Raw genomic sequence first — 19,534 nt, forward strand, 5'->3', positions numbered from 1 at the left:
CCCCTCTCCCTTCAGGGAGAGGGTTGGGGAGAGGGAAAGGGGAAGTGAACACCCAAGGCTCAGGAGGAAAACAACAAATGCTCTTCACCCAGGAACACGAAGAACTCCGCCGCACCGTCCGCAACTTCGTCGACAGGGAGATCAACCCCTACGTCGACCAGTGGGAGAAGGACGGCCGCTTCCCCATCCACGAAGTGTTCAGGAAGGCCGGCGCCCTCGGCCTGCTGGGCATCTCCAAGCCGGAGAAGTTCGGCGGCATGGGCCTGGACTACAGCTACTCGGTGGTCGCCGCCGAGGAGTTCGGCACCATCCACTGCGGCGGCGTGCCCATGTCCATCGGCGTGCAGACCGACATGTGCACCCCGGCCCTGGCGCGCTTCGGCTCCGACGAGCTGCGCGAGGAATTCCTGCGCCCGGCCATCGCCGGCGAGATGGTCGGCTGCATCGGCGTCTCCGAGGTCGGCGCCGGTTCCGACGTGGCGGGCCTGAAGACCACCGCGCGCAAGGACGGCGACGACTACGTGATCAACGGCAGCAAGATGTGGATCACCAACTCGCCCTCGGCCGACTTCATCTGCCTGCTGGCCAACACCTCCGACGACAAGCCCCACGTCAACAAGTCGCTGATCATGGTGCCGATGAAGAGCAAGGGCATCAGCGTCAGCCCGCACCTGGACAAGCTCGGCATGCGCAGCTCGGAGACCGCCCAGGTGTTCTTCGACGACGTGCGCGTGCCGCAGCGCTACCGCATCGGCGCCGAGGGCGCGGGCTTCATGATGCAGATGCTGCAGTTCCAGGAAGAACGCCTGTTCGGCGCCGCCAGCGGGATCAAGGGCCTGGAGTACTGCGTCAACGCCACCATCGACTACTGCAAGCAGCGCAAGACCTTCGGCCAGGCGCTGATCGACAACCAGGTCATCCACTTCCGCATGGCCGAGCTGATGACCGAGATCGAGTGCCTGCGCGCCCTCACCTACCAGGCCACCGAGCAGTACATCCGCGGCAAGGACGTCACCCGCCTGGCCTCCATGGCCAAGCTCAAGGTCGGCCGCCTGGCCCGCGAGGTCACCGACGCCTGCCTGCAGTACTGGGGCGGCCAGGGCTTCATGTGGGAGAACCCGGTCTCCCGCGCCTACCGCGACACCCGCCTGGTGTCCATCGGCGGCGGTGCCGACGAGATCATGCTCGGCATCATCTGCAAGTTGATGGGTACTCTGCCGGGCAAGAAGAAGGGTTAGGAGCGGCTGCAGGCGGCAGGCTACAGGCGGCAGGCGATGTGTCGCTCTGGCCTGAAGCCTGAAGCCTGTCGCCTGAAGCATCGTCTATGAGGAATCCGGCATGAGCGAATTGCCGAACTGCGAAACCCTGCTGCTGGAGCGCGATGGCGGCGTGCTGCACGTCACCCTCGACCGCCCGGACAGTCGCAACGCCATGAGCCTGGCCATGGTCGGGGAACTGCGCGCGGTGCTGGCCGCCGTGCGCGATGACCGCGAGGTGCGCGCCATCGTCCTGCGCGGCGCCGGCGGGCACTTCTGCGCCGGCGGCGACATCAAGGACATGGCCGGCGCCCGCGCCGCCGGGCCCGATGCCTACGCTGCGCTGAACCGCGCCTTCGGCGCCCTGCTGGAGGAAGCCCAGGCACAGCCGCAGGTGCTGGTGGCGGTGCTGGAAGGCGCGGTGCTCGGCGGCGGCTTCGGCCTGGCCTGCGTGTCGGACATCGCCCTCGCCGCCGACGGCGCCCAGTTCGGCCTGCCGGAAACCAGCCTCGGCGTGCTGCCGGCGCAGATCGCGCCCTTCGTGGTCAAGCGCATCGGCCTGACCCAGGCCCGCCGCCTGGCGCTCACCGCCGCCCGCTTCGACGGCCGCGAGGCGCTGCGCCTGGGCCTGGTGCACTTCAGCGAGGCCGATGCCGACGCCCTCGGCCAGCGCCTGGCGCAATGCCTGGAACAGGTGCGCCGCTGCGCCCCCGGCGCCAACGCGCAGACCAAGGCGCTGCTGCTGGCCACCGAGACCCAGGCCCTGGGCCCGCTGCTGGACGACGCCGCAAGACAGTTCGCCGCCGCCGTGACCGGCGCGGAAGGCGCCGAAGGCACCATGGCCTTCGTGCAGAAACGCAAACCGCAGTGGGCGCAGTAGCCGCCGGCCGCAGCAGACAGCCCCCTCTCCCTTCAGGGAGAGGGTTGGGGAGAGGGAAACCAGCATGCCCAGCTTCGACAAGATCCTCATCGCCAACCGTGGCGAGATCGCCTGCCGGGTGATCCGCACCGCCCAGGCCCTGGGCTACCGCACGGTGGCGGTGTACAGCGAGGCCGACGCCGAGGCGCGCCACGTGCAACTGGCCGACGAGGCCCTGTGCATCGGTCCGGCGCCGGTCGGCCAGTCCTACCTGAAGGCCGCGGCCATCCTCGATGCCGCGCGGCGCACCGGCGCCGACGCGGTGCACCCCGGCTACGGCTTCCTCTCGGAGAACGCCGAGTTCGCCCGCGCCTGCGAGGCCGCCGGCATCGTCTTCATCGGCCCGAGCGTCGAGGCCATCCACCTGATGGGCAGCAAGCGCCTGTCCAAGCTGGCCATGCTCGAAGCCGGCGTGCCCTGCATCCCCGGCTACGAGGGCGCCGAGCAGGACGACGCGAGCCTGGCCCGCGAGGCCGGGCGCATCGGCTACCCGCTGATGATCAAGGCCAGCGCCGGCGGCGGCGGCCGCGGCATGCGCCTGGTGCAGGCGGCCGACGAGCTGGCCGCGCAACTGCGCACCGCGCGCTCGGAAGCGCTGAACGCCTTCGGCAGCGACGAACTGATCCTGGAGAAGGCGGTGATCCGCCCGCGCCACGTGGAAATCCAGGTGTTCGGCGACCACCACGGCAACCTGGTCCACCTCGGCGAGCGCGACTGCTCGGTGCAGCGCCGCCACCAGAAGGTCATCGAGGAAGCGCCCTGCCCGGTGCTCACCCCGGAGCTGCGCCAGGCCATGGGCGAGGCGGCGGTGAAGGCGGCGGCGCGGGTGAACTACGTCGGCGCCGGCACCGTGGAGTTCCTGCTGGACACCAGCGGCGCTTTCTACTTCCTGGAAATGAACACCCGCCTGCAGGTCGAGCACCCGGTCACCGAACTGGTCACCGGCCAGGACCTGGTGGCCTGGCAGATCCGCGTGGCCGAAGGCCAGCCGCTGCCGCTGAAGCAGGAGGACATCGCGCTGCGCGGCCACGCCATCGAGGTGCGCCTGTACGCCGAGGACGCCGGCAACGGCTTCCTGCCGCAAACCGGCGAGGTGCTGCGCTGGGAGCCGCAGGTGCAGGACGGCATCCGCATCGACCACGGTCTGGTGGAAGGCCGGGCGGTGACGCCCTTCTACGACCCCATGCTGGCCAAGGTGATCGCCTACGGCGCCACCCGCGACGAGGCCCGGCGCAAGCTGGTGCGCGCCGTGGAGGACTGCGTGCTGCTGGGCGTGAAGGCCAACCAGCGCTTCCTCGCCAACCTGCTCAAACACCCGGAGTTCGCCGCCGGCAACGCCACCACCGCGTTCATCGGCGAGCACTTCGCCAACGACCCGAGCCTGCGCCCGCAAGCGCCGCAACCCGGCGAACTGGCCCTGGCCGCCGCCCTGCTCTACCAGGCCTCGGCCAGCGCCCGCGCGCACCAGGGCGGCCTGGCCGGCTGGCGCAACGCCGGCAACGAGCCCTGGCGCTACCAGCTGCACGACGGCGAGCAGAAGCACGGGGTGGAGCTGGAGGTGCTGGAGCCCGGTACGCAGCCCAGGCTGCTGGCCTGCATCGGCGACTCGGTGGTGGCGCTGTGGCTGATCGCCATGGACGCGCGCTGGGTGGTGGCGGAGATCAACGGCATCCGCCGGCGCATCGCCCACCACCGCCAGGGCGAACGCGTCTGGCTGTATGGCACGGGCGGCAACCTGGAGCTGCGCGACGTCACCCACGAGCCCGCCGGCGCCCAGGGCGGCGCGGCCTCCGGCACGGTCAAGGCGCCGATGGACGGCGCCATCGTCGACGTGCTGGTCAGCGAGGGCGCGCGGGTCAGCAAGGGCCAGCTGCTGCTCGTGCTGGAGGCGATGAAGATGGAACATCCGCTCAAGGCCGGGGTCGACGGCATTATCCGCCGCATCCAGGTGAGCAAGGGCGAACAGGTCAAGAGCCGCCAGTTGCTGGTGGAGATCGAGGCCGAGGAGGCCTGAAACGCTCTTCGTAGGAGCGAGCTTGCTCGCGAATGGAGCTTCCCGGTAGCTACAGTGTTTTCGATGGACTCCGTACCCTCTCCCCAGCCCTCGGCTGCGCGCCCCGCCCTGAAGGGAGAGGGAGCTTGTCCGTGCCGAGAGAAGGTATGGTTTCAGTCGGTAATCACTGCGCTAGCCGGCTAACGCCGAACTATCAGCATCTGCCCAACGGTCCCCTCTCACTTCAGGGAGAGGGTTAGGGAGAGGGCGCTCTTCAGGCCCAGCACCAGAACCGCCGGGAAACCCCATTCGCGAGCAAGCTCGCTCCTACAGCTGTAGTCCGAACACAACAAGAACACGGAGCCAAGCATGTCCCTGAACGCCAAGACCCTCTTCATCACCGGCGCCAGCCGCGGCATCGGCCGCGAGATCGCCCTGCGCGCCGCGCGCGACGGCGCCAACGTCGTGATCGCCGCCAAGAGCGCCGAACCCCATCCGAAACTGGCCGGCACCATCTTCAGCGTCGCCGCGGAAGTCGAGGCCGCCGGCGGCAAGGCCCTGGCCCTGCAGCTGGACGTGCGCGACGAGAACGCCGTGCGCGAGGCCATGGCCCGCGCCGCCGAGCACTTCGGCGGCATCGATGCGCTGGTCAACAACGCCGGCGCCATCAAGCTGGTGGGCGTGGAACGCCTGGAACCCAAGCGCTTCGACCTGATGTACCAGATCAACACCCGCGCGGTGATGGTCTGCAGCCAGGCCGCCCTGCCCTACCTGAAGCAGAGCCAGGGCCACATCCTCAGCCTGTCGCCGCCGCTGAACCTGGCCGGGAAATGGTTCGCCCAGCACGGCCCCTACACCGTCACCAAGTACGGCATGAGCATGCTCACCCTCGGCATGCACGAGGAGTTCAAAAAGTACGGCATCAGCGTCAACGCCCTGTGGCCGAAGACCATGATCGCCACCGCCGCCATCGAATTCGAACTGGGCAGCCGCGACGCCTTCAAGCGCGCCCGCACCCCGGCGATCATGGCCGACGCCGCCCACGCCATCCTCGCCAGCGGCGGCCGCAGCATCAGCGGTCGCCTGCTGATAGACGAAGACATCCTGCGCGAACAGGGCGTGAGCGACTTCGAACCGTACCGCTACGACCCCCAGGGCGGGCCGCTGGTGCCCGATCTGTTTCTGGATTGAGGCGGCAGGCTTCAGGCGGCAGGCTGCAGGCAAAAGCCAAGAGCGAGCGGTTCTGGCCTGTAGCCTGCCGTCTGCAGCCTGCCGCCCATTTGCCCAACTGCCCGGCGCCGCGCGCGCCAGAGTCATAGCCCGCGGGCCGCTGGCGGCCTAGAGTCGGGCGGGCGTGCACACGCCACGGACAACAACGACAACAAGGGCAGCGTCAATGAGCCATGCCGATCTGATCACCCCCACCCGCTTCATCGCCCACCTGCCCGCCACCCTCGGGCGCGTGCCGCGCATGCTGCGCGGGCTCTACTACACCGGCATCCGCAACCGCGAGAAGAACCTGTCCCTGGGCTGGGCCCTGGAGCGCGCGGCGCGCCTGTACCCGGACGCCCCGGCGCTGCTGGAAGGCCAGCGGCGCCTGTCCTACGCGCTGTTCAACGGCTGGGCCAACCGCCTGGCGCGCAGCTTCCAGGCCGAGGGCGTGAAGCACGGCAGCGTGGTCGCGGTGATGCTGGAGAACCGCGCCGAACTGCTGGTCATCCTCGCCGCCCTGGCCAAGCTCGGCGCCGTGGGCGCGCTGATCAACACCACCCAGCGCGGCCAGGTGCTGGCCCACAGCCTGAACCTGGTCAGCCCCGGCCACTTCGTGGTCGGCGAGGAACTGCGCGAAGCCTTCGACGAAGTACGTGCCAGCCTGCAGGGCGGCGCCGAGCGCCTGTACTGGGTGGCCGACGACGACACCCTGCGCGACCCCGGCCAGGCCCCCGGCGGCTGGGCCAACCTGATGCGCCTGGCCCAGGCCCAGGGCTCCGACAACCTGGCGGAAACCGCCCAGGTCCGCCTGAAGGACGCCTGCTTCTTCATCTACACCTCCGGCACCACCGGCCTGCCCAAGGCCTCGATCATGAGCCACGGGCGCTGGATCAAGGCCTATGGCGGCTTCGGCCACTCCGGCCTGGGCCTGTCCCGCGACGACGTGCTCTACCTGACCCTGCCCTGCTACCACAACAACGCCGTCACCGTGTGCTGGAGCGCGGTGCTGGCCGGCGGCGCGGCCATCGCCCTGCGCCGCAGGTTCTCGGCCAAGGCGTTCTGGAAGGACGTGCGCCATTACAATGCCACCTGTTTCGGCTACATCGGCGAACTGTGCCGCTACCTGCTCAACCAGCCGGCGTGCGAGGAAGAACGCGACAACAGCCTGACCTGCATGATCGGCAACGGCCTGCGCCCGTCGATCTGGGGCGAGTTCAAGGCGCGCTTCGGCATCGAGCGGATCACCGAGTTCTACGCCGCCAGCGAAGGCAACATCGGCTTCACCAACGTGTTCAACTTCGACAATACGGTGGGCTTCTCCCCGGCCACCTACGCCATCGTCCGCTACGACCTGGAGAACGACCGCCCGCTGCGCGACGCCAAGGGCTTCATGGAGAAGGTCGGCAAGGGCGAGTCGGGCCTGCTGATCAGCGAGATCAGCGACAAGTGGCCGTTCGACGGCTACACCGACCCGGCCAAGACCCAGGCGGTGATCTACCGCGACGTGTTCAAGAAGGGCGACGCCTGGTTCAACACCGGCGACCTGATGCGCGACCTGGGCTTCAAGCACACCCAGTTCGTCGACCGCCTGGGCGACACCTTCCGCTGGAAGGGCGAGAACGTCTCCACCACCGAGGTGGAGAACGTCCTCGGCGCCTTCCCCGGCGTGGAGGATGCGGTGGTCTACGGCGTGGAGATCCCCGGCACCGACGGCCGCTGCGGCATGGCCGCGCTGCGCCTGGCGCCCGGCCAGGCAGTGGACGGCAAGGCCCTGGCCGAACACCTCGACCGCGAACTGCCGGCCTACGCCGTGCCGCTGTTCCTGCGCCTGCTGCAGCAGGTGGAGACCACGGGCACCTTCAAGTACAAGAAGGCCGACCTGAAGAACGCCGCCTTCGATCCGCGGCAGGTCGGCGAGGCGCTGTTCGTGCGGTTGCCGGGCGAGGTGGATTACCGGCCGCTGGATATGGCGCTGTTCGAGGCCATCCAGCGGGGGGAGCATCGGTTCTGACAGGTTTTTCGTAGGAGCGAGCTTGCTCGCGAATGGCGCTACCCGGCGGCTTCGGCACATCGGTTGAGGCCGTCCCCTCTCCCCAGCCCTCTCCCTGAAGGGAGAGGGAGTCTGTCCGTGCCGAGAGGGGAAATGGTTTCAGCCGGTAATCACTGTGCTAGCCGGCTAACGCCGAACTATCAGCCTCTGCCCAACGGTCCCCTCTCCCTTCAGGGAGAGGGTTAGGGAGAGGGAACAGAGGTGGACCTGGCAGAGGAATCACCGGATAGCTCGCGCCTACGAAAGCCCCCAACTCAATTCCGAAACTGAAACTGCAACTCCGCCCCGCGAATATCCGAATGCCAGCTGTCGTCGCCGGGATCGGTGCGCTCGCCGCGTTCGCGCTGGATCAGCCGGCCGCCGACCTGGAACGGGCTCTCCTTCTCCTCGAACAGCGGTGGCAGCAGCGGCTTGTCCAGGTTCTCGCGCAGGGCGTTGCCCGGCTCCATGCCGTGCAGCACGTCCCTGGGCAGGCGCAGGTCGAGCTTGGTGGGCGGCAGCGGCTTGTTCACGCTGGGTTCGGGGGCCTTCTTCGGCTTCGCATCGGCCACCGGCAGGCGCTCGGGGGCCATGGGCTTGCCCAGTTCCGCCTTGGGCGTGGCCGGCTTGGCCGGCGCCTTCACGACGCTGGCGGCGGGCGCCAGCGCGGGTTCGGGCGCCGGGGCCTTCTGCGCCGTGGCGGCAGGCGCCGCCGTGGGTGCCTGGGCCTTGGCCGGCGGCGCCTTGTCGGCATCGCCGCAGGCGGTCAGCAACAGCGGCAGGAGGGTCAGCAGAAGGATGCGTTGCAACATCACGGAGCGGGCAAATGGCCAGGGGCGCGCCATCCTCGCCTTAGTTGATCTGTAAGACAAGAGCCTCGGACAAAGCCGAAAAAAATTCCGACAAACGCGCTCAGGCGCTCAAGGCCGGGCCTCCAGGCGCCGCAGTTCGGCGTCGATGTCCAGCCGCGGGTAGCGCCGCTGCAGGTCCTCGCGCAGGGCCGTCGCGGCCGCCTGGTCGCCCTGTCGGCGCAGCTCGACCAGTTGCCGCAGGCTGGCCTCCGGCTCCAGCGCGGCCGGCTCGGCGCTGCGCTTGGCCATGGGCGCGGCTTCGTCGGCGGCCACCGCGCTTTCCGCCATCTGCTTGCGCTGCTCCAGCTGCGGAGCCGGCGCCGCGGCGGGGACGGCAGGCGCCGAGTACAGCGCCGGGGCGGCCTGCCGGGCGGAGCGGGCCATGGATTCGGCCTTGGGCGCCGGGGCCACGGCCGGCGCGGCGGCATCGAAGCGAGGCGCCTCCTCGAAGGTGCGCAAGGCCAGGCTGACGCCGATGCCGAGGGTCGCCACCCCGGCCAGGGCCACCGACCAGCGCTGCGGCCGGCCGAACAGCCAGCGGCCCAGGCGCTGCCAGGCATTCGCGCGCGGCTGCACGGCGGCGCGGGCCGCGGCCAGGATGCGGGCGTCCAGTTGCGCCGACGGCTGCTCGCCGCCGTGCCGGCGGAAATGCTCGAGCAATTCGGCCTCTTCGGCGTCCGGCCGCTGCGGGTGGCGATTCATGGGGACACCTCCTGGGTCGCCGCCGGGTCGGCGAGCAACCGGCGCAGTTTCTGCAACGCATACCGCAGGCGGCTCTTCACCGTCTCGGCGGGCGTGCGGGTCAGTTCGGCGATCTCCTGCAGTTCCAGATCGCCATGGGCGCGCAGCAGGAACACCTCGCGCTGCTCGCCCGGCAGCGCCTGCAGGGCCTGCTGCAGGCGCTCGCGGTCGCGGCTCAGGCTCAGTTGCCGCAGCGGGTCCTCGGCCTCGCCGGGCAGCGCCTCGCCGTGCAGTTGCTCGTCGAAGGCCTCGTGCTGCGCCTGGCGCCGGCCGTTGCGCCGCCAGTGATCGATCAGCCGGTTGCGGGCGATCTGGTACAGCCAGGTGCGGAAGCTGGCCCGGCCCTGGGGCTCGCTGTCGCTGCGGATCAGGCTCAGCCAGGTTTCCTGGAACGCTTCCTCGGCCTGCGCGGCGTCGCCGCCCAGGCCGCAGAGGAAGCGGTAGAGGCCCAGGCGGTGGCGCGCGTAGAGCGTGGCGAAGGCCTCGGCATCGCCCTTGCGGTAACGCCGCAGCAGCGCGGCGTCGTCTTCGTCCGTGGTCAAGTCAGGGGTTCCGTGCCAAAGGGGTTTGCAGGCTGCGCGCCAGTTCGACGAGCTGGAGGAACTCGCCGCGCAGGCCGAACGGGTCCTCGCCGCGCGCGCTCCTGGCCAGGGCCAGAGTATCGCTCATGTCGAAGCCGCCGGTGTAGCGCGCGCCGTCGAGCTGCTGGGCGAAGGCCGCCACCGCCGCGGCGAAGCGCAGGTCATCGCTGGCATGGGCCAGGTCGCCGGCGCCGCTGCTGGCGATGGGGCGCTCGACCAGGCGGCTGGGGCCGCCCTCCGGGGCCTGCCAGCGCACCCGCAGCCAGGCCAGTTCGTCGCCCTTGCCGGCGGGCCTGGCCTCGGCCTGGTAGCGCAGCGGCTCGAGCCAGCCCTTCTGCCCTTTCGGGACGATCTCGTAGAGCGCGGTGACGGTATGCCCGGCGCCGATCTCACCGGCGTCGACCTGGTCGTTGTTGAAGTCCTCGCGCTTCAGCGCGCGGTTCTCGTAGCCCAGCAGTCGGTACTCGCTGACCTGCGCGGGGTTGAACTCGAGCTGGAGCTTGACGTTCTTCGCCAGTATCGCGAGGGTCGAGCTGAGCTGTTCGACCAGCACCTTGCGCGCCTCGCGCAGGTTGTCGATGTAGGCGTAGTTGCCGTCGCCGGCGTCGGCCAGCTGTTCCATCAGCCGCTCGTTGTAGTTGTCCACGCCGAAGCCCAGGGTGGTCAGCGACACCCCGCTGCGGCGCTTCTCGGCGGCCATGGCCTTGAGCGTGTCGAAGTCGCTGACGCCGACGTTGAAGTCGCCATCGGTGGCCAGCAGGATGCGGTTGATGCCCTTGTCGATGAAACCTTGCTGCGCCATGCGGTAGGCCAGCTCGATGCCCGCAGCACCGGCGGTGGAGCCCCCGGCCTGGAGCTGGTCGATGGCGGCGCGGATCTTCGCCTTGTCCTTGCCCGGGGTGGGCTCCAGCACCACCCGCGAATCGCCGGCGTAGACCACCAGCGACACCTTGTCCTGCGGCCGCAGCTGGTCCACCAGCAGCTTGAGGGTGCCCTTCACCAGCGGTAGGCCCTCGCGGCGGTCCATGGAGCCGGAGACGTCCACCAGGAACACCAGGTTGGCCGGCGGCAGTTGCGCCACGCCACGCTCGGCGGCCTTGATGCCGATGCGCAGCAGGCGGGTGTGCGGGTTCCACGGCGAAGGCGCCAGCTCGGTGGTGATGCCGAAGGGGCTGTCGTCGGCCGGCGGCGCATAGGCGTAGGGGAAGTAGTTGAGCATCTCTTCCAGGCGCACCGCGCCCTGGGGCAGCAGGCGGCCCTCGTTGAGCAGGCGGCGGACGTTGGCGTAGCTGCCGGTGTCCACGTCGATGCTGAAGGTCGAGACCGGAGCCTCGGCGACGCTGTGCACCGGGTTCTGCGCCAGCTTCTGGTACTGCTCGCGATCCTGGTCGCGGTAGCCCGCCGGCAGCGGCTCGGGCGCCACCGGCAGCGCGTAGCTTTCCAGCATGGGCGCGGCAGCCGGCATGGCGCGGCGGGTCTCGCTCTTGGTGGCCAGGTCGGCGAGCGGCGCCTGTTTCGTCATCGAAGGCTGGGCGGCCTGTTGCGGGGTGGACTGGCCACAACCGCCCACGGCCAGCAGCAGGCAGATGGCGACGGGACGGAAGGCGGAAGCGGGAAGGGACATGGCGGCGGCCTCGATGAAGGAGTCAAACCTTCAGACGAGGCCGTCAGCCAAAACGGGTTAAACCGCTTTTTGTAGGAGCGGGCCCTGCCCGCGATTCGCGCGCAGGGCGCGCTCCTACAGGGGAGTGGCGGAGGTGGGGCCGCGTAGGAGCGGACTCCGTCCGCGATGGCCCGGCGCCGCGGGCGGAATCGCGGACGAAGTCCGCTCCTACAGGGGTGCTCCCCGGCGGAAACGCGTCAGGCAGCGATCTGCTCCTCCTGGCACAGCTGGCAGGCCAGCATGCCGAGGGTCATGATCGCCCGCTCCGCCTCGCGGTTCCACGGGATGCCGCAGGTCAGGCGCAGGCAGTTGTTGAACTGCTCGGTGTTGCTGAAGATCAGCCCCGGGGCGATGCTGATGCCCTGCTCCAGCGCCCGCACGTGCAGTTCCTTGGTGTTCACCTTGGCCGGCAGGCTGACCCAGAGGATGAAGCCGCCCTTGGGCCGGGTCATCTGCGTGCCTTCGGGGAAGTACTGCTGCACCGCCAGTTGGTAGGCGGTCATGTTCTTGCGGTACTCCTGGCGGATGTAGCGCAGGTGGCGGTCGTAGCCGCCGTTCTCCAGGTACGCGGCCACGCCCATCTGCGTCACCGTGCACGCCGAGTGCGTGGTGAAGGTCTGCAGGCGGCGGATTTCCTCCTGGTAGCGCTCGGCGATGATCCAGCCGATGCGCACCCCCGGCGAGATGGTCTTGGAGAAGCTCGAGCAGTACACCACCCGGCCCTCGCGGTCGTGGGCCTTGAGTGACTTGGTCTGGCCCTCGTCGAACATCAGCTCGCCGTAGATGTCGTCCTCGATCACCCCGATGTTGTGCTCGGCGGTGAGCTTGAGCAGTTGCTTCTGGCGCTCCTCGGGGATGGTCCCGCCCAGCGGGTTGGACAGCCGCGCGGTCAGCACCAGGGCCTTGATCGGCCATTGGTTGGCGGCCAGCTGCAGGGCCTCCAGGCTGATGCCGGTGAGCGGGTCGCTGGGGATCTCGATGACTTTCAGGCCGAGGATGTCGGCCAGTTGCAGCAGGCCGTAGTAGCTCGGCGATTCGGTGGCGATCAGGTCGCCGGGGCGGGTCATCACCCGCAGCGCCATGTGGATGGCGTCCACGCAGCCGTGGGTGATGGTCACCTGGCTGGGGTCGACCACCACGCCGGCGTCGCGCATGCGGATCGCCACCTGGCGGCGCAGCGGCTCGTAGCCGGGGCTGAACATGTAGCTGAAGGCCCGCGGGCTGGAGAAGCGGGTGACCTTGGCCAATTGCTGGTGCAGAGCGCGCACCGGCAGATAGTCCACGTGCGGCACCGCCGCGCCCAGGGGGAACACGCCCTCGCGGCGGGCCTCGGCGAGCACCTGGTTGATGATGCTGCTGCGGGTGACCAGGCCGGGGCGCTCGACCCGCGCGATGTCCGGGGTCGAGGCGGTCAGCGCCGGGGTGTGGTGCACGTAGAAGCCGGACTGCGGGCGCGCGCGGATCAACCCCTGGTCCTCCAGGGTGGCGTAGGCCTGCAGCACGGTGGCGTGGCTGACGTTGAGCTGGGTGCTCAGCTTGCGCACCGAGGGCACGCGCTCGCCCGGCTGGTAGACGCCGCGGCGGATGTCCTCGGCGAGTTGCTGGGCGATACGTTGGTACAGAAGCAGATTGCTCATGGCGGCGATCCCTCGGGCATTGGACCGAAACAGTAGCCAAAAACTCGAAACTGTTCCAGAACAGTAGCAGGGAAACATGCCGATACAGCCCGCCGCCGATGATCGGCGCAGCCCGCGCGCCAGAGCGCCTCAGAGTTCGCCGAGCCAGTCCAGCATGCCGGCGATCACCAGTTGCGCGTCGTTGGTCACGCCCAGCTTCTGCATGGCGTTGCGCTTGTGGGTGCTGATGGTGGAGACGCTGCGGTTGGTGCGCTCGGCGATCTCGCCGACGGTGGCGCCATGGGACAGCCGGCGCAGGATGTCGATCTCCGTGGGGCTCAGCGGCCGCCCGGTGTGGCGCTGCGGGCGCAGGTTGGGGTCGATGTAGGTCTGCCCCTGGCGGATGCGCTCCAGGGCCTCGTCCAGGGCGCCCAGCGGGCTGCGCTTGCAGATGTAGGCGCTGGCCCCGCACTTGATCGTGGCCCGGGCCATCAGCGGCGCGCCCATCACCGAGTAGACCAGCACCTTCAGCCGCGGGTGGTTGCGCTGCAGCCACTCGATCATGTGCACGCCATCGCGGCCACGGGAGCCGGGCAGCGCCATCTCGAGGATCAGCAGGTCGGTCTCGGGGTGCTGTTCGAGCCGCTGCAGCAGCGAGTCGGTGTCGTTCACCCAGTCCAGCACCTCGGCCCGGCAGTGCTCGGCCAGGTAGTGCTGCAGCCCCCAGCCGGTCAGCGGCTGGGCATCGGCGACCAGGACCTTGAGGGTTTCCTGTTTCAATGGCATGTGCGGTTCCTGCTGGCGGACGCCCCGGTGCGGGGTGGTCCCATGGCCCTATTTTCGCCAAGGTCGGCCTCGAAAATTTTCGGGATGGCCTGCCAGCAGGTTAGCAGCGCCGGGCCTGTCCGCCCGGCGCCGGGGGCTCAGCGCTGGGCGCCGAGCTGGCCCTTGTCGTCGGAGAAGACGATTTCCACGCGGCGGTTCTGCGCACGGCCCAGGGAGGAGGCGTTGTCCGCCACCGGGTAGGCCTCGCCGAAGCCCTGCACCTGGATGCGCCTGGCGTCGACACCGAGGTCGGTGAGCACGTCGGCCACCGCCTGGGCGCGGTCCCGGGACAGTTGCTGGTTCTCCTGCTCGTCGCCCTGGTTGTCGGTGTAGCCTTCGATGCGGATCACCCGCCGCGGGTTGAGCTGGAGGAACTGCACCAGCTTGAGCACGGTGCGGTTGGCGGCCGGCTTGAGGTCGGACTCGCCGCTGTCGAACAGCACGTCGCCCAGGGTCAGCACCAGGCCGCGCTCGGTCTGGTCGGTGGCCAGGCTGACCATCTGCTCCTCCAGCCACTTGCTCTGCTCCTGCACGCTGGCCAGCTTGGCCTCGCGCAGGGCCAGCTGCAGGCGCTCGCGGTCGAGCTGCTGGCGGGCCAGGCGCTCCTGGTTCAGCGTCAGGTTGCTGCGCTCGCGGGCGATCTCGCTGTAGCGCTGGCTGAGGTAGGCGTATTGCAGCACGTCGTCGTTGCTGCCCCAGTAGCTGGACAGGCGCTCGGCGCGGGCCAGGGACTCGCCGGCGCGGATGACGTCGCGCGGCGCGCTGTGCAGCACGCCGGTATCGTCCCTGACCGCCTGGAACTCGCTGCGCGCGCGCTCCAGGGACTGTTCGGCGAGCTGGCCGTGGGAGCAGCCCGCCAGGGCCAGGGCGGCGGCCACCAGGCCGAGCGGCAGCAGTGGGCGCAGGCTCATTTCACCTCCCCCAGCTGGCGGCGCAGGCGCTGGATGCTCTTGCCCTGCTCGGCCAGTTGCGCGGCGCTCTTGCCGGTCAGCACCTTGGCCTCGGCCAGGCGCGCATCCAGCTCGGCCTGCTCGGCGAGCTGCCGGGCGCGCTTGTTGGCGGCGCCGGCCATGGCCTCGCGGGCGGCCTGGTACTTGTCCTCGGCCAGCTTGAACTCGGCCACCTCGTCCGTGGCGCCGACCGCCCGGGCCTGGTCCAGGGCCTGCTCGGTCAGGCGCATCTGCTCGTTGGGAAGCGGGTCGTTGGCGCATCCCGCCAGGGCGCACAGCAACAGGCCCGTGAGGGTCATGCTTGGCTTGCTCACGAAATCTTCTCTACTGCGTGGAAGAAGCGGCGGACCGCGCTTGCTCGGCCTGCCAGCGCTGCAGGTTGCGCTGCAACAGGCGCTGCGGTACGCCGGCGGCGACCAATTCTGTCATTTTTTCCTGCAGTTGTCCGCGCAGTTCCGGGCCGTAGCAGGGCGAAGCGTGGGCCAGGGTCAGGTACAGCCCTTCGCTGGAGATCGGCGGCTCCAGCGGCTGCAGGCGCTGCTGCAGGCCCAGCCGGGCCGCCGTGGCCAGGCCGGGGAAGCGCTCGTAGAGCACGTAGTCGGTGCGCCCCAGGGCCAGCTTCTGGAAGGCCTGGGCCACGCTCGGCACCTCCTCCAGGGTCAGCTGCGCCTCGGCGAAGTCGTCGAAGGCGGCGCCGAAGCTGTTGTTCACCAGGGTGCCGCCCTTGTGGCCGCGCAGGTCTTCCCAGCGGGCGTAGGGGAAGCCCTCGCCCTTGTGCACCCAGACAACGTTGTCGGTGCTGAGGAAGGCCGGGCGGATGTAGTCCATCACCTCCTCGCGCTCGGGCGTCAGGAAGGCGCCGGCGAGCAGGTCGACACGGCCCAGGCGCGCCTCTTCCTGGGCGCGGGCCCAGGAGCCGGTGTAGCGCACGCGGATGCTCACGCCCATGGCCTTGCCCAGTTGCTCCAGCAGCTCGGCGCTGGCCCCGACCAGGCGCTCCGGCTGGGCCGGGTCGCGCCAGAGGAACGGCGGGTACTCCGGGTTGCCGCTGGCCACCAGCACCGAGCACTGGCTGCTCTGGGCGTGGGCGTGCAGCGCCAGCAGGCCGACCATGGCCAGCAGGGCGCGGCTGCGCCCGATCATGCGCGGTCCTCGCGAACCGGCGAAAGGGAGGGCGGTGCGTATGACGACGGCATGCTAGCTTCTGTAAGAAAAAGTTCTGAACAAAGGGTCAGACTAGGCGAATTCGGACGCCAGTGCAGCATGTCACTGTTCGGGTGGATACGCCAAGCCGAGAACCGCCGCGTTCCCTTCCCGACCCTCGATTTCCGCTACCCCGGTCACAAGGATCACCGATGAAGAAAGTCCTGCTCGCCCTCGTCCTGCTGCTGGCCGCCGGCGCCGGCGTGCTCTACGCCCTCCCCTCCACCCTGCTGGCCAGCGCCCAGTTCGTCGAACGCACCCGCGCCGGCCTGAGCGAGCAGAGCGTGCGCGTCGACGGCCTGGACATCCGCTACTACGAGGGTGGCCCGCGCGAGGCGGAGACCGTCCTGCTGGTCCACGGCTTCGGCGCCGACAAGGACAACTGGCCGCGCTTCGCCCGCTTCCTGACCGACCGCTACCACGTGCTCATCCCCGACCTGCCCGGCTTCGGCGAAAGCAGCCAGCCCCGGGCCATCAGCTACGACGTCGGCACCCAGGCCGAGCGCCTGGTGGACTTCGCCAAGGCCCTGGGCATCGGCCGCCTGCACCTGGTGGGCAACTCCATGGGCGGGCAGATAGTCGCGCTGATGGCCGCGCGGCACCCGGACATGGCCTTCTCCGTGGGCCTGTTCGACAACGCCGGGATCGACGCGCCGCAGCAGAGCGAACTGTTCCGGCGCCTGCAGGGCGGCCAGCCCAACCCGCTGGTGCTGGGCCGCCCCGAGGACTTCTCCGGGCTGATGGACTTCGTCTTCTACCAGCGCCCGCCGATGCCCGAACGCCTGCAACTGTACCTGGGCGAACGCGGCGTGCAGCGCAGCCAGCTCAACGCCTACATCTTCGGCCAGCTGCGCGAGCGCTACATCCCGCTGGAGCCGGAGCTGCCGAAGATCACCGCGCCCACCCTGCTGCTGTGGGGCGACCGCGACCGGGTGCTGGACGTGTCCAGCGTCGAGGTGATGAAGCCGCTGCTCAAGCATCCCAGCGTGGCCATCCTGCGCGACTGCGGCCACGTGCCGATGATCGAGCGCCCGGAAGAGACCGCCGGCCACTACCTGGACTTCCTCGAACAGGCCAAAGCGCAGCGCACCGCGGCTCGCTGAGGCCGGAATGCAGAACCGGCGCCTGGGCGCCGGTTCTGCTGGAGCGAAGATCAGCTTTTACAGCTGGATCAGACCGGGAATCTGCACGTCCGGATTGACGTCCTGCTCGTAGTCCACCCCGGCGATCTCGAAGCCGAACAGGCGCAGGAACTCGGTCTTGTAGCCGGTGAAGTCGGTCAGCTGGTACAGGTTCTCGTTGGTCACCTGGTTCCACAGTTCCTTCACCTTGTCCTGCACGTCCGGCTGCAGCTCCTTGTAGTCGGCGCGCAGGCGGCCGTCGGCGTCCAGGTGCGGCTGGCTGCCGTAGAGGCTGTCGCGGAACAGGCCGTCGACCTGCTCGATGCAGCCCTCGTGGGTGCCCTTCTCCTTCATCACCTTGAACAGCAGCGACAGGTACAGCGGCATCATCGGGATGGCCGAGCTGGCCTGGGTGACCACCGCCTTGAGCACCGACACGCGGGCGTCACCGCCGTTGGCGGCCAGCTTCTCGCGAATGCCCAGGACCTTCTGGTCCAGGTCCTTCTTGGCGGCGCCGATGGAGCCGTTCCAGTACAGGTCGTGGGTGATCTCTTCGCCCAGGTAGGTGAAGGCGGTGGTCTTCACGCCGTCGGCCAGCACCCCGGCTTCCTGCAACGCGTCCATCCACATCTGCCAGTCTTCGCCGCCCATCACCGCGACGGTGTTGGCGATCTCCTCGGCGGTCGCCGGCTCCATCACGCTTTCCTTGATCACTTCCTTGTCGGTGTCCAGGCCGCGGAAGTTGACGGCCTTGCCCACCGGCTTGAGCACCGAGTTGAAGACTTCGCCGGTCTTCGGATGGGTACGGCGCGGGGCGGCCAGGCTGTAGACCACCAGGTCGACCTTGCCCAGGTCCTGCTTGATGGTCTCGATGGTGACTTTCTTCACCTCGTCGGAGAAGGCGTCGCCGTTGATGCTGCGGGCGTACAGGCCCTTGGCCTTGGCGAATTTCTCGAAGGCCGCCGAGTTGTACCAGCCGGCGGTGCCGGCCTTGGTCTCGCTGCCCGGGCGCTCGAAGAACACGCCCAGGGTGGCGGCGCCGGCGCCGAAGGCGGCGCTGATGCGCGCGGCCAGGCCGTAGCCGGTGGACGAGCCGATCACCAGGACCTTCTTCGGACCGTTGGCGATGGGGCCATGCGCCTCGACGTACTCGATCTGTTCCTTGACGTTGGCTTCGCAGCCGGTCGGATGGGTAGTGACGCAGATGAAGCCACGCACGCGCGGTTTGATGATCATGAAAACCTCGTTTGCCAGGTGCCGTTAGAACAGGTTCAGGTACTGAAGACGTCGCGCATTGTAGATGAGACACCTTCTCTTGGGCGCAACCGGGAGAAGATTCGTGACCAATGGGTCGTCCCCTGCGGCGAACATGGGAAACCAGGGGCCCGAAATGAAAGAACCCGCTCCTGGGAGCGGGTTCCTTCGTCAGCGGGTCAGGCTCAGACGGCCTTTTCCAGCTCCGGCACGAGCTCGAACAGATCGCCAACCAGGCCGTAGTCGGCGACCTGGAAGATCGGCGCCTCTTCGTCCTTGTTGATGGCCACGATGACCTTCGAGTCCTTCATGCCCGCCAGGTGCTGGATGGCACCGGAGATGCCCACGGCGATGTACAGCTGCGGCGCGACGATCTTGCCGGTCTGGCCGACCTGCATGTCGTTCGGCACGAAGCCGGCGTCGACGGCGGCGCGGGAAGCACCGACGGCGGCGCCCAGCTTGTCGGCCAGGGCGTAGAGGATCTTGAAGTTGTCGCCGTTGCCCATGCCGCGGCCACCGGAGACCACGATCTTGGCGGCGGTCAGTTCCGGACGGTCGGACTTGGCCAGCTCTTCGCCGACGAAGGCGGACTTGCCGGCATCGGCCGGGCCGGAAACCTGCTCGACGGCAGCCGAACCGCCTTCGGCGGCGACGGCGTCGAAGCCGGTGGTGCGCACGGTGATGACCTTGACCGGAGCCGAGGACTGCACGGTGGCGATGGCGTTGCCGGCATAGATCGGGCGCTTGAAGGTGTCGGCGCTGACCACGTCGATGATCTCGGAGATCTGGTCGACGTCCAGCAGCGCGGCGACGCGCGGCAGGTAGTTCTTGCCGTTGGTGGTGGCGGCGGCCAGGATGTGGCTGTAGCCCTTGCCCAGTTCGGCCACCAGCGGAGCGACGTTCTCCGGTAGTTGGTGGGCGTAGGCGGCGTTGTCGGCGACCAGCACCTTGGCAACGCCTGCGATCTTGGCGGCGGCTTCGGCCACGGCACCGACGTTCTGGCCGGCGACCAGGACGGCGACATCGCCACCGATCTTCTGTGCGGCAGCGACGGTGTTCAGGGTGGCAGCGCCCAGGACGCCGTTGTTGTGCTCAGCGATTACCAGGATAGCCATCAGATTACTTTCGCCTCGTTCTTCAGTTTCTCGACCAGTTCAGCCACGGACTTGACCTTGATGCCGGCGCTGCGGGCAGCCGGAGCTTCCACTTTCAGGGTCTTCACGGTGGAAGCGGTGGAAACGCCGAGGGCGTCCGGGGTCACCACGTCCAGCGGCTTCTTCTTCGCTTTCATGATGTTCGGCAGCGACGCGTAGCGCGGCT

General features: G+C 68.9%; 17 protein-coding genes and 1 pseudogene. 6 read left to right on the top strand and 12 right to left on the bottom strand.

Annotated features, from left to right (window positions below):
• Positions 1-77: 77 nt before the first annotated feature.
• The 5 genes from atuD to DK254_RS06845 all read left to right on the top strand — a co-directional run bounded on the left by atuD (position 78) and on the right by DK254_RS06845 (position 7,391).
• Positions 78-1,238 (top strand): citronellyl-CoA dehydrogenase, encoded by a 1,161-nt coding sequence (atuD, locus tag DK254_RS06825; protein WP_109933174.1) that lies wholly within the window; start codon positions 78-80, stop codon positions 1,236-1,238.
• 100 nt (positions 1,239-1,338) lie between these two features.
• Positions 1,339-2,136 carry an isohexenylglutaconyl-CoA hydratase gene (gene atuE, locus DK254_RS06830; RefSeq protein WP_109933175.1) on the top strand — a complete coding sequence of 266 codons (798 nt, stop codon included), beginning with the start codon at positions 1,339-1,341 and terminating at the stop codon, positions 2,134-2,136.
• Positions 2,137-2,200: 64 nt separating this feature from the next.
• Complete coding sequence (gene atuF / locus DK254_RS06835; RefSeq protein WP_109933176.1) at positions 2,201-4,189, top strand: geranyl-CoA carboxylase subunit apha; 1,989 nt, start codon at positions 2,201-2,203, stop codon at positions 4,187-4,189.
• 348 nt (positions 4,190-4,537) lie between these two features.
• Positions 4,538-5,359 carry an NAD(P)-dependent oxidoreductase gene (locus DK254_RS06840; protein ID WP_109933177.1) on the top strand — a complete coding sequence of 274 codons (822 nt, stop codon included), beginning with the start codon at positions 4,538-4,540 and terminating at the stop codon, positions 5,357-5,359.
• A 205-nt stretch (positions 5,360-5,564) separates the two neighbouring features.
• Entirely contained in the window at positions 5,565-7,391 is a 1,827-nt protein-coding gene (locus DK254_RS06845) for a long-chain-acyl-CoA synthetase (protein WP_109933178.1), read from the top strand.
• 293 nt (positions 7,392-7,684) lie between these two features.
• Here the strand turns inward: DK254_RS06845 and DK254_RS06850 are convergent, their stop codons facing one another.
• The 9 genes from DK254_RS06850 to DK254_RS06890 form a co-directional block, all read right to left on the bottom strand.
• Positions 7,685-8,221, bottom strand: coding sequence for a hypothetical protein (locus tag DK254_RS06850; RefSeq protein WP_158546404.1), 537 nt, complete (start codon positions 8,219-8,221; stop codon positions 7,685-7,687).
• 108 nt (positions 8,222-8,329) lie between these two features.
• Positions 8,330-8,962, bottom strand: coding sequence for a hypothetical protein (locus DK254_RS06855; protein WP_109933180.1), 633 nt, complete (start codon positions 8,960-8,962; stop codon positions 8,330-8,332).
• Complete coding sequence (locus DK254_RS06860) at positions 8,959-9,543, bottom strand: RNA polymerase sigma factor (protein ID WP_089391735.1); 585 nt, start codon at positions 9,541-9,543, stop codon at positions 8,959-8,961. The genes DK254_RS06855 and DK254_RS06860 overlap by 4 nt, the downstream gene beginning before the upstream one ends.
• 1 nt (position 9,544) lies before the next feature.
• Positions 9,545-11,206: a VWA domain-containing protein gene (locus DK254_RS06865; RefSeq protein WP_109933181.1), complete on the bottom strand. Its 1,662-nt coding sequence runs from the start codon at positions 11,204-11,206 to the stop codon at positions 9,545-9,547.
• Positions 11,207-11,442: 236 nt separating this feature from the next.
• On the bottom strand, positions 11,443-12,882 hold the full coding sequence (locus tag DK254_RS06870; RefSeq protein ID WP_058071001.1) for a PLP-dependent aminotransferase family protein: 1,440 nt from the start codon (positions 12,880-12,882) through the stop codon (positions 11,443-11,445).
• 129 nt (positions 12,883-13,011) lie between these two features.
• Positions 13,012-13,647, bottom strand: a complete 636-nt coding sequence (locus DK254_RS06875) for a response regulator transcription factor (protein WP_109933182.1) — start codon at positions 13,645-13,647, stop codon at positions 13,012-13,014.
• Positions 13,648-13,784: 137 nt separating this feature from the next.
• Positions 13,785-14,597 carry an OmpA family protein gene (locus DK254_RS06880; protein WP_109933183.1) on the bottom strand — a complete coding sequence of 271 codons (813 nt, stop codon included), beginning with the start codon at positions 14,595-14,597 and terminating at the stop codon, positions 13,785-13,787.
• Complete coding sequence (locus DK254_RS06885; protein ID WP_109933184.1) at positions 14,594-14,935, bottom strand: DUF4398 domain-containing protein; 342 nt, start codon at positions 14,933-14,935, stop codon at positions 14,594-14,596. The genes DK254_RS06880 and DK254_RS06885 overlap by 4 nt, the downstream gene beginning before the upstream one ends.
• Positions 14,936-14,960: 25 nt before the next feature.
• A complete protein-coding gene (locus tag DK254_RS06890; RefSeq protein WP_089391740.1) occupies positions 14,961-15,779 on the bottom strand; it encodes an ABC transporter substrate-binding protein in 819 nt (272 codons plus the stop codon).
• A gap of 212 nt (positions 15,780-15,991) precedes the next feature.
• On the opposite strand from DK254_RS06890, the gene DK254_RS06895 reads away from it, so the two are divergent.
• Positions 15,992-16,942, top strand: coding sequence for an alpha/beta fold hydrolase (locus tag DK254_RS06895; protein ID WP_109933185.1), 951 nt, complete (start codon positions 15,992-15,994; stop codon positions 16,940-16,942).
• Between the two features lie 57 nt (positions 16,943-16,999).
• On the opposite strand, the gene fabV is transcribed toward DK254_RS06895, so the two are convergent.
• From fabV to DK254_RS06910, 3 genes and pseudogenes are all read right to left on the bottom strand, one after another.
• Entirely contained in the window at positions 17,000-18,196 is a 1,197-nt protein-coding gene (fabV, locus tag DK254_RS06900; RefSeq protein WP_109933186.1) for an enoyl-ACP reductase FabV, read from the bottom strand.
• A gap of 203 nt (positions 18,197-18,399) precedes the next feature.
• A complete protein-coding gene (locus DK254_RS06905; RefSeq protein ID WP_009621464.1) occupies positions 18,400-19,329 on the bottom strand; it encodes an electron transfer flavoprotein subunit alpha/FixB family protein in 930 nt (309 codons plus the stop codon).
• Positions 19,329-19,534: pseudogene (locus tag DK254_RS06910) on the bottom strand (electron transfer flavoprotein subunit beta/FixA family protein); the annotation flags it as partial. The gene DK254_RS06905 and the pseudogene DK254_RS06910, both read right to left, overlap by 1 nt.

It is taken from the genome of Pseudomonas sp. RW407, from assembly GCF_003176655.1.
GTDB classification, from domain to species: domain Bacteria; phylum Pseudomonadota; class Gammaproteobacteria; order Pseudomonadales; family Pseudomonadaceae; genus Pseudomonas; species Pseudomonas delhiensis.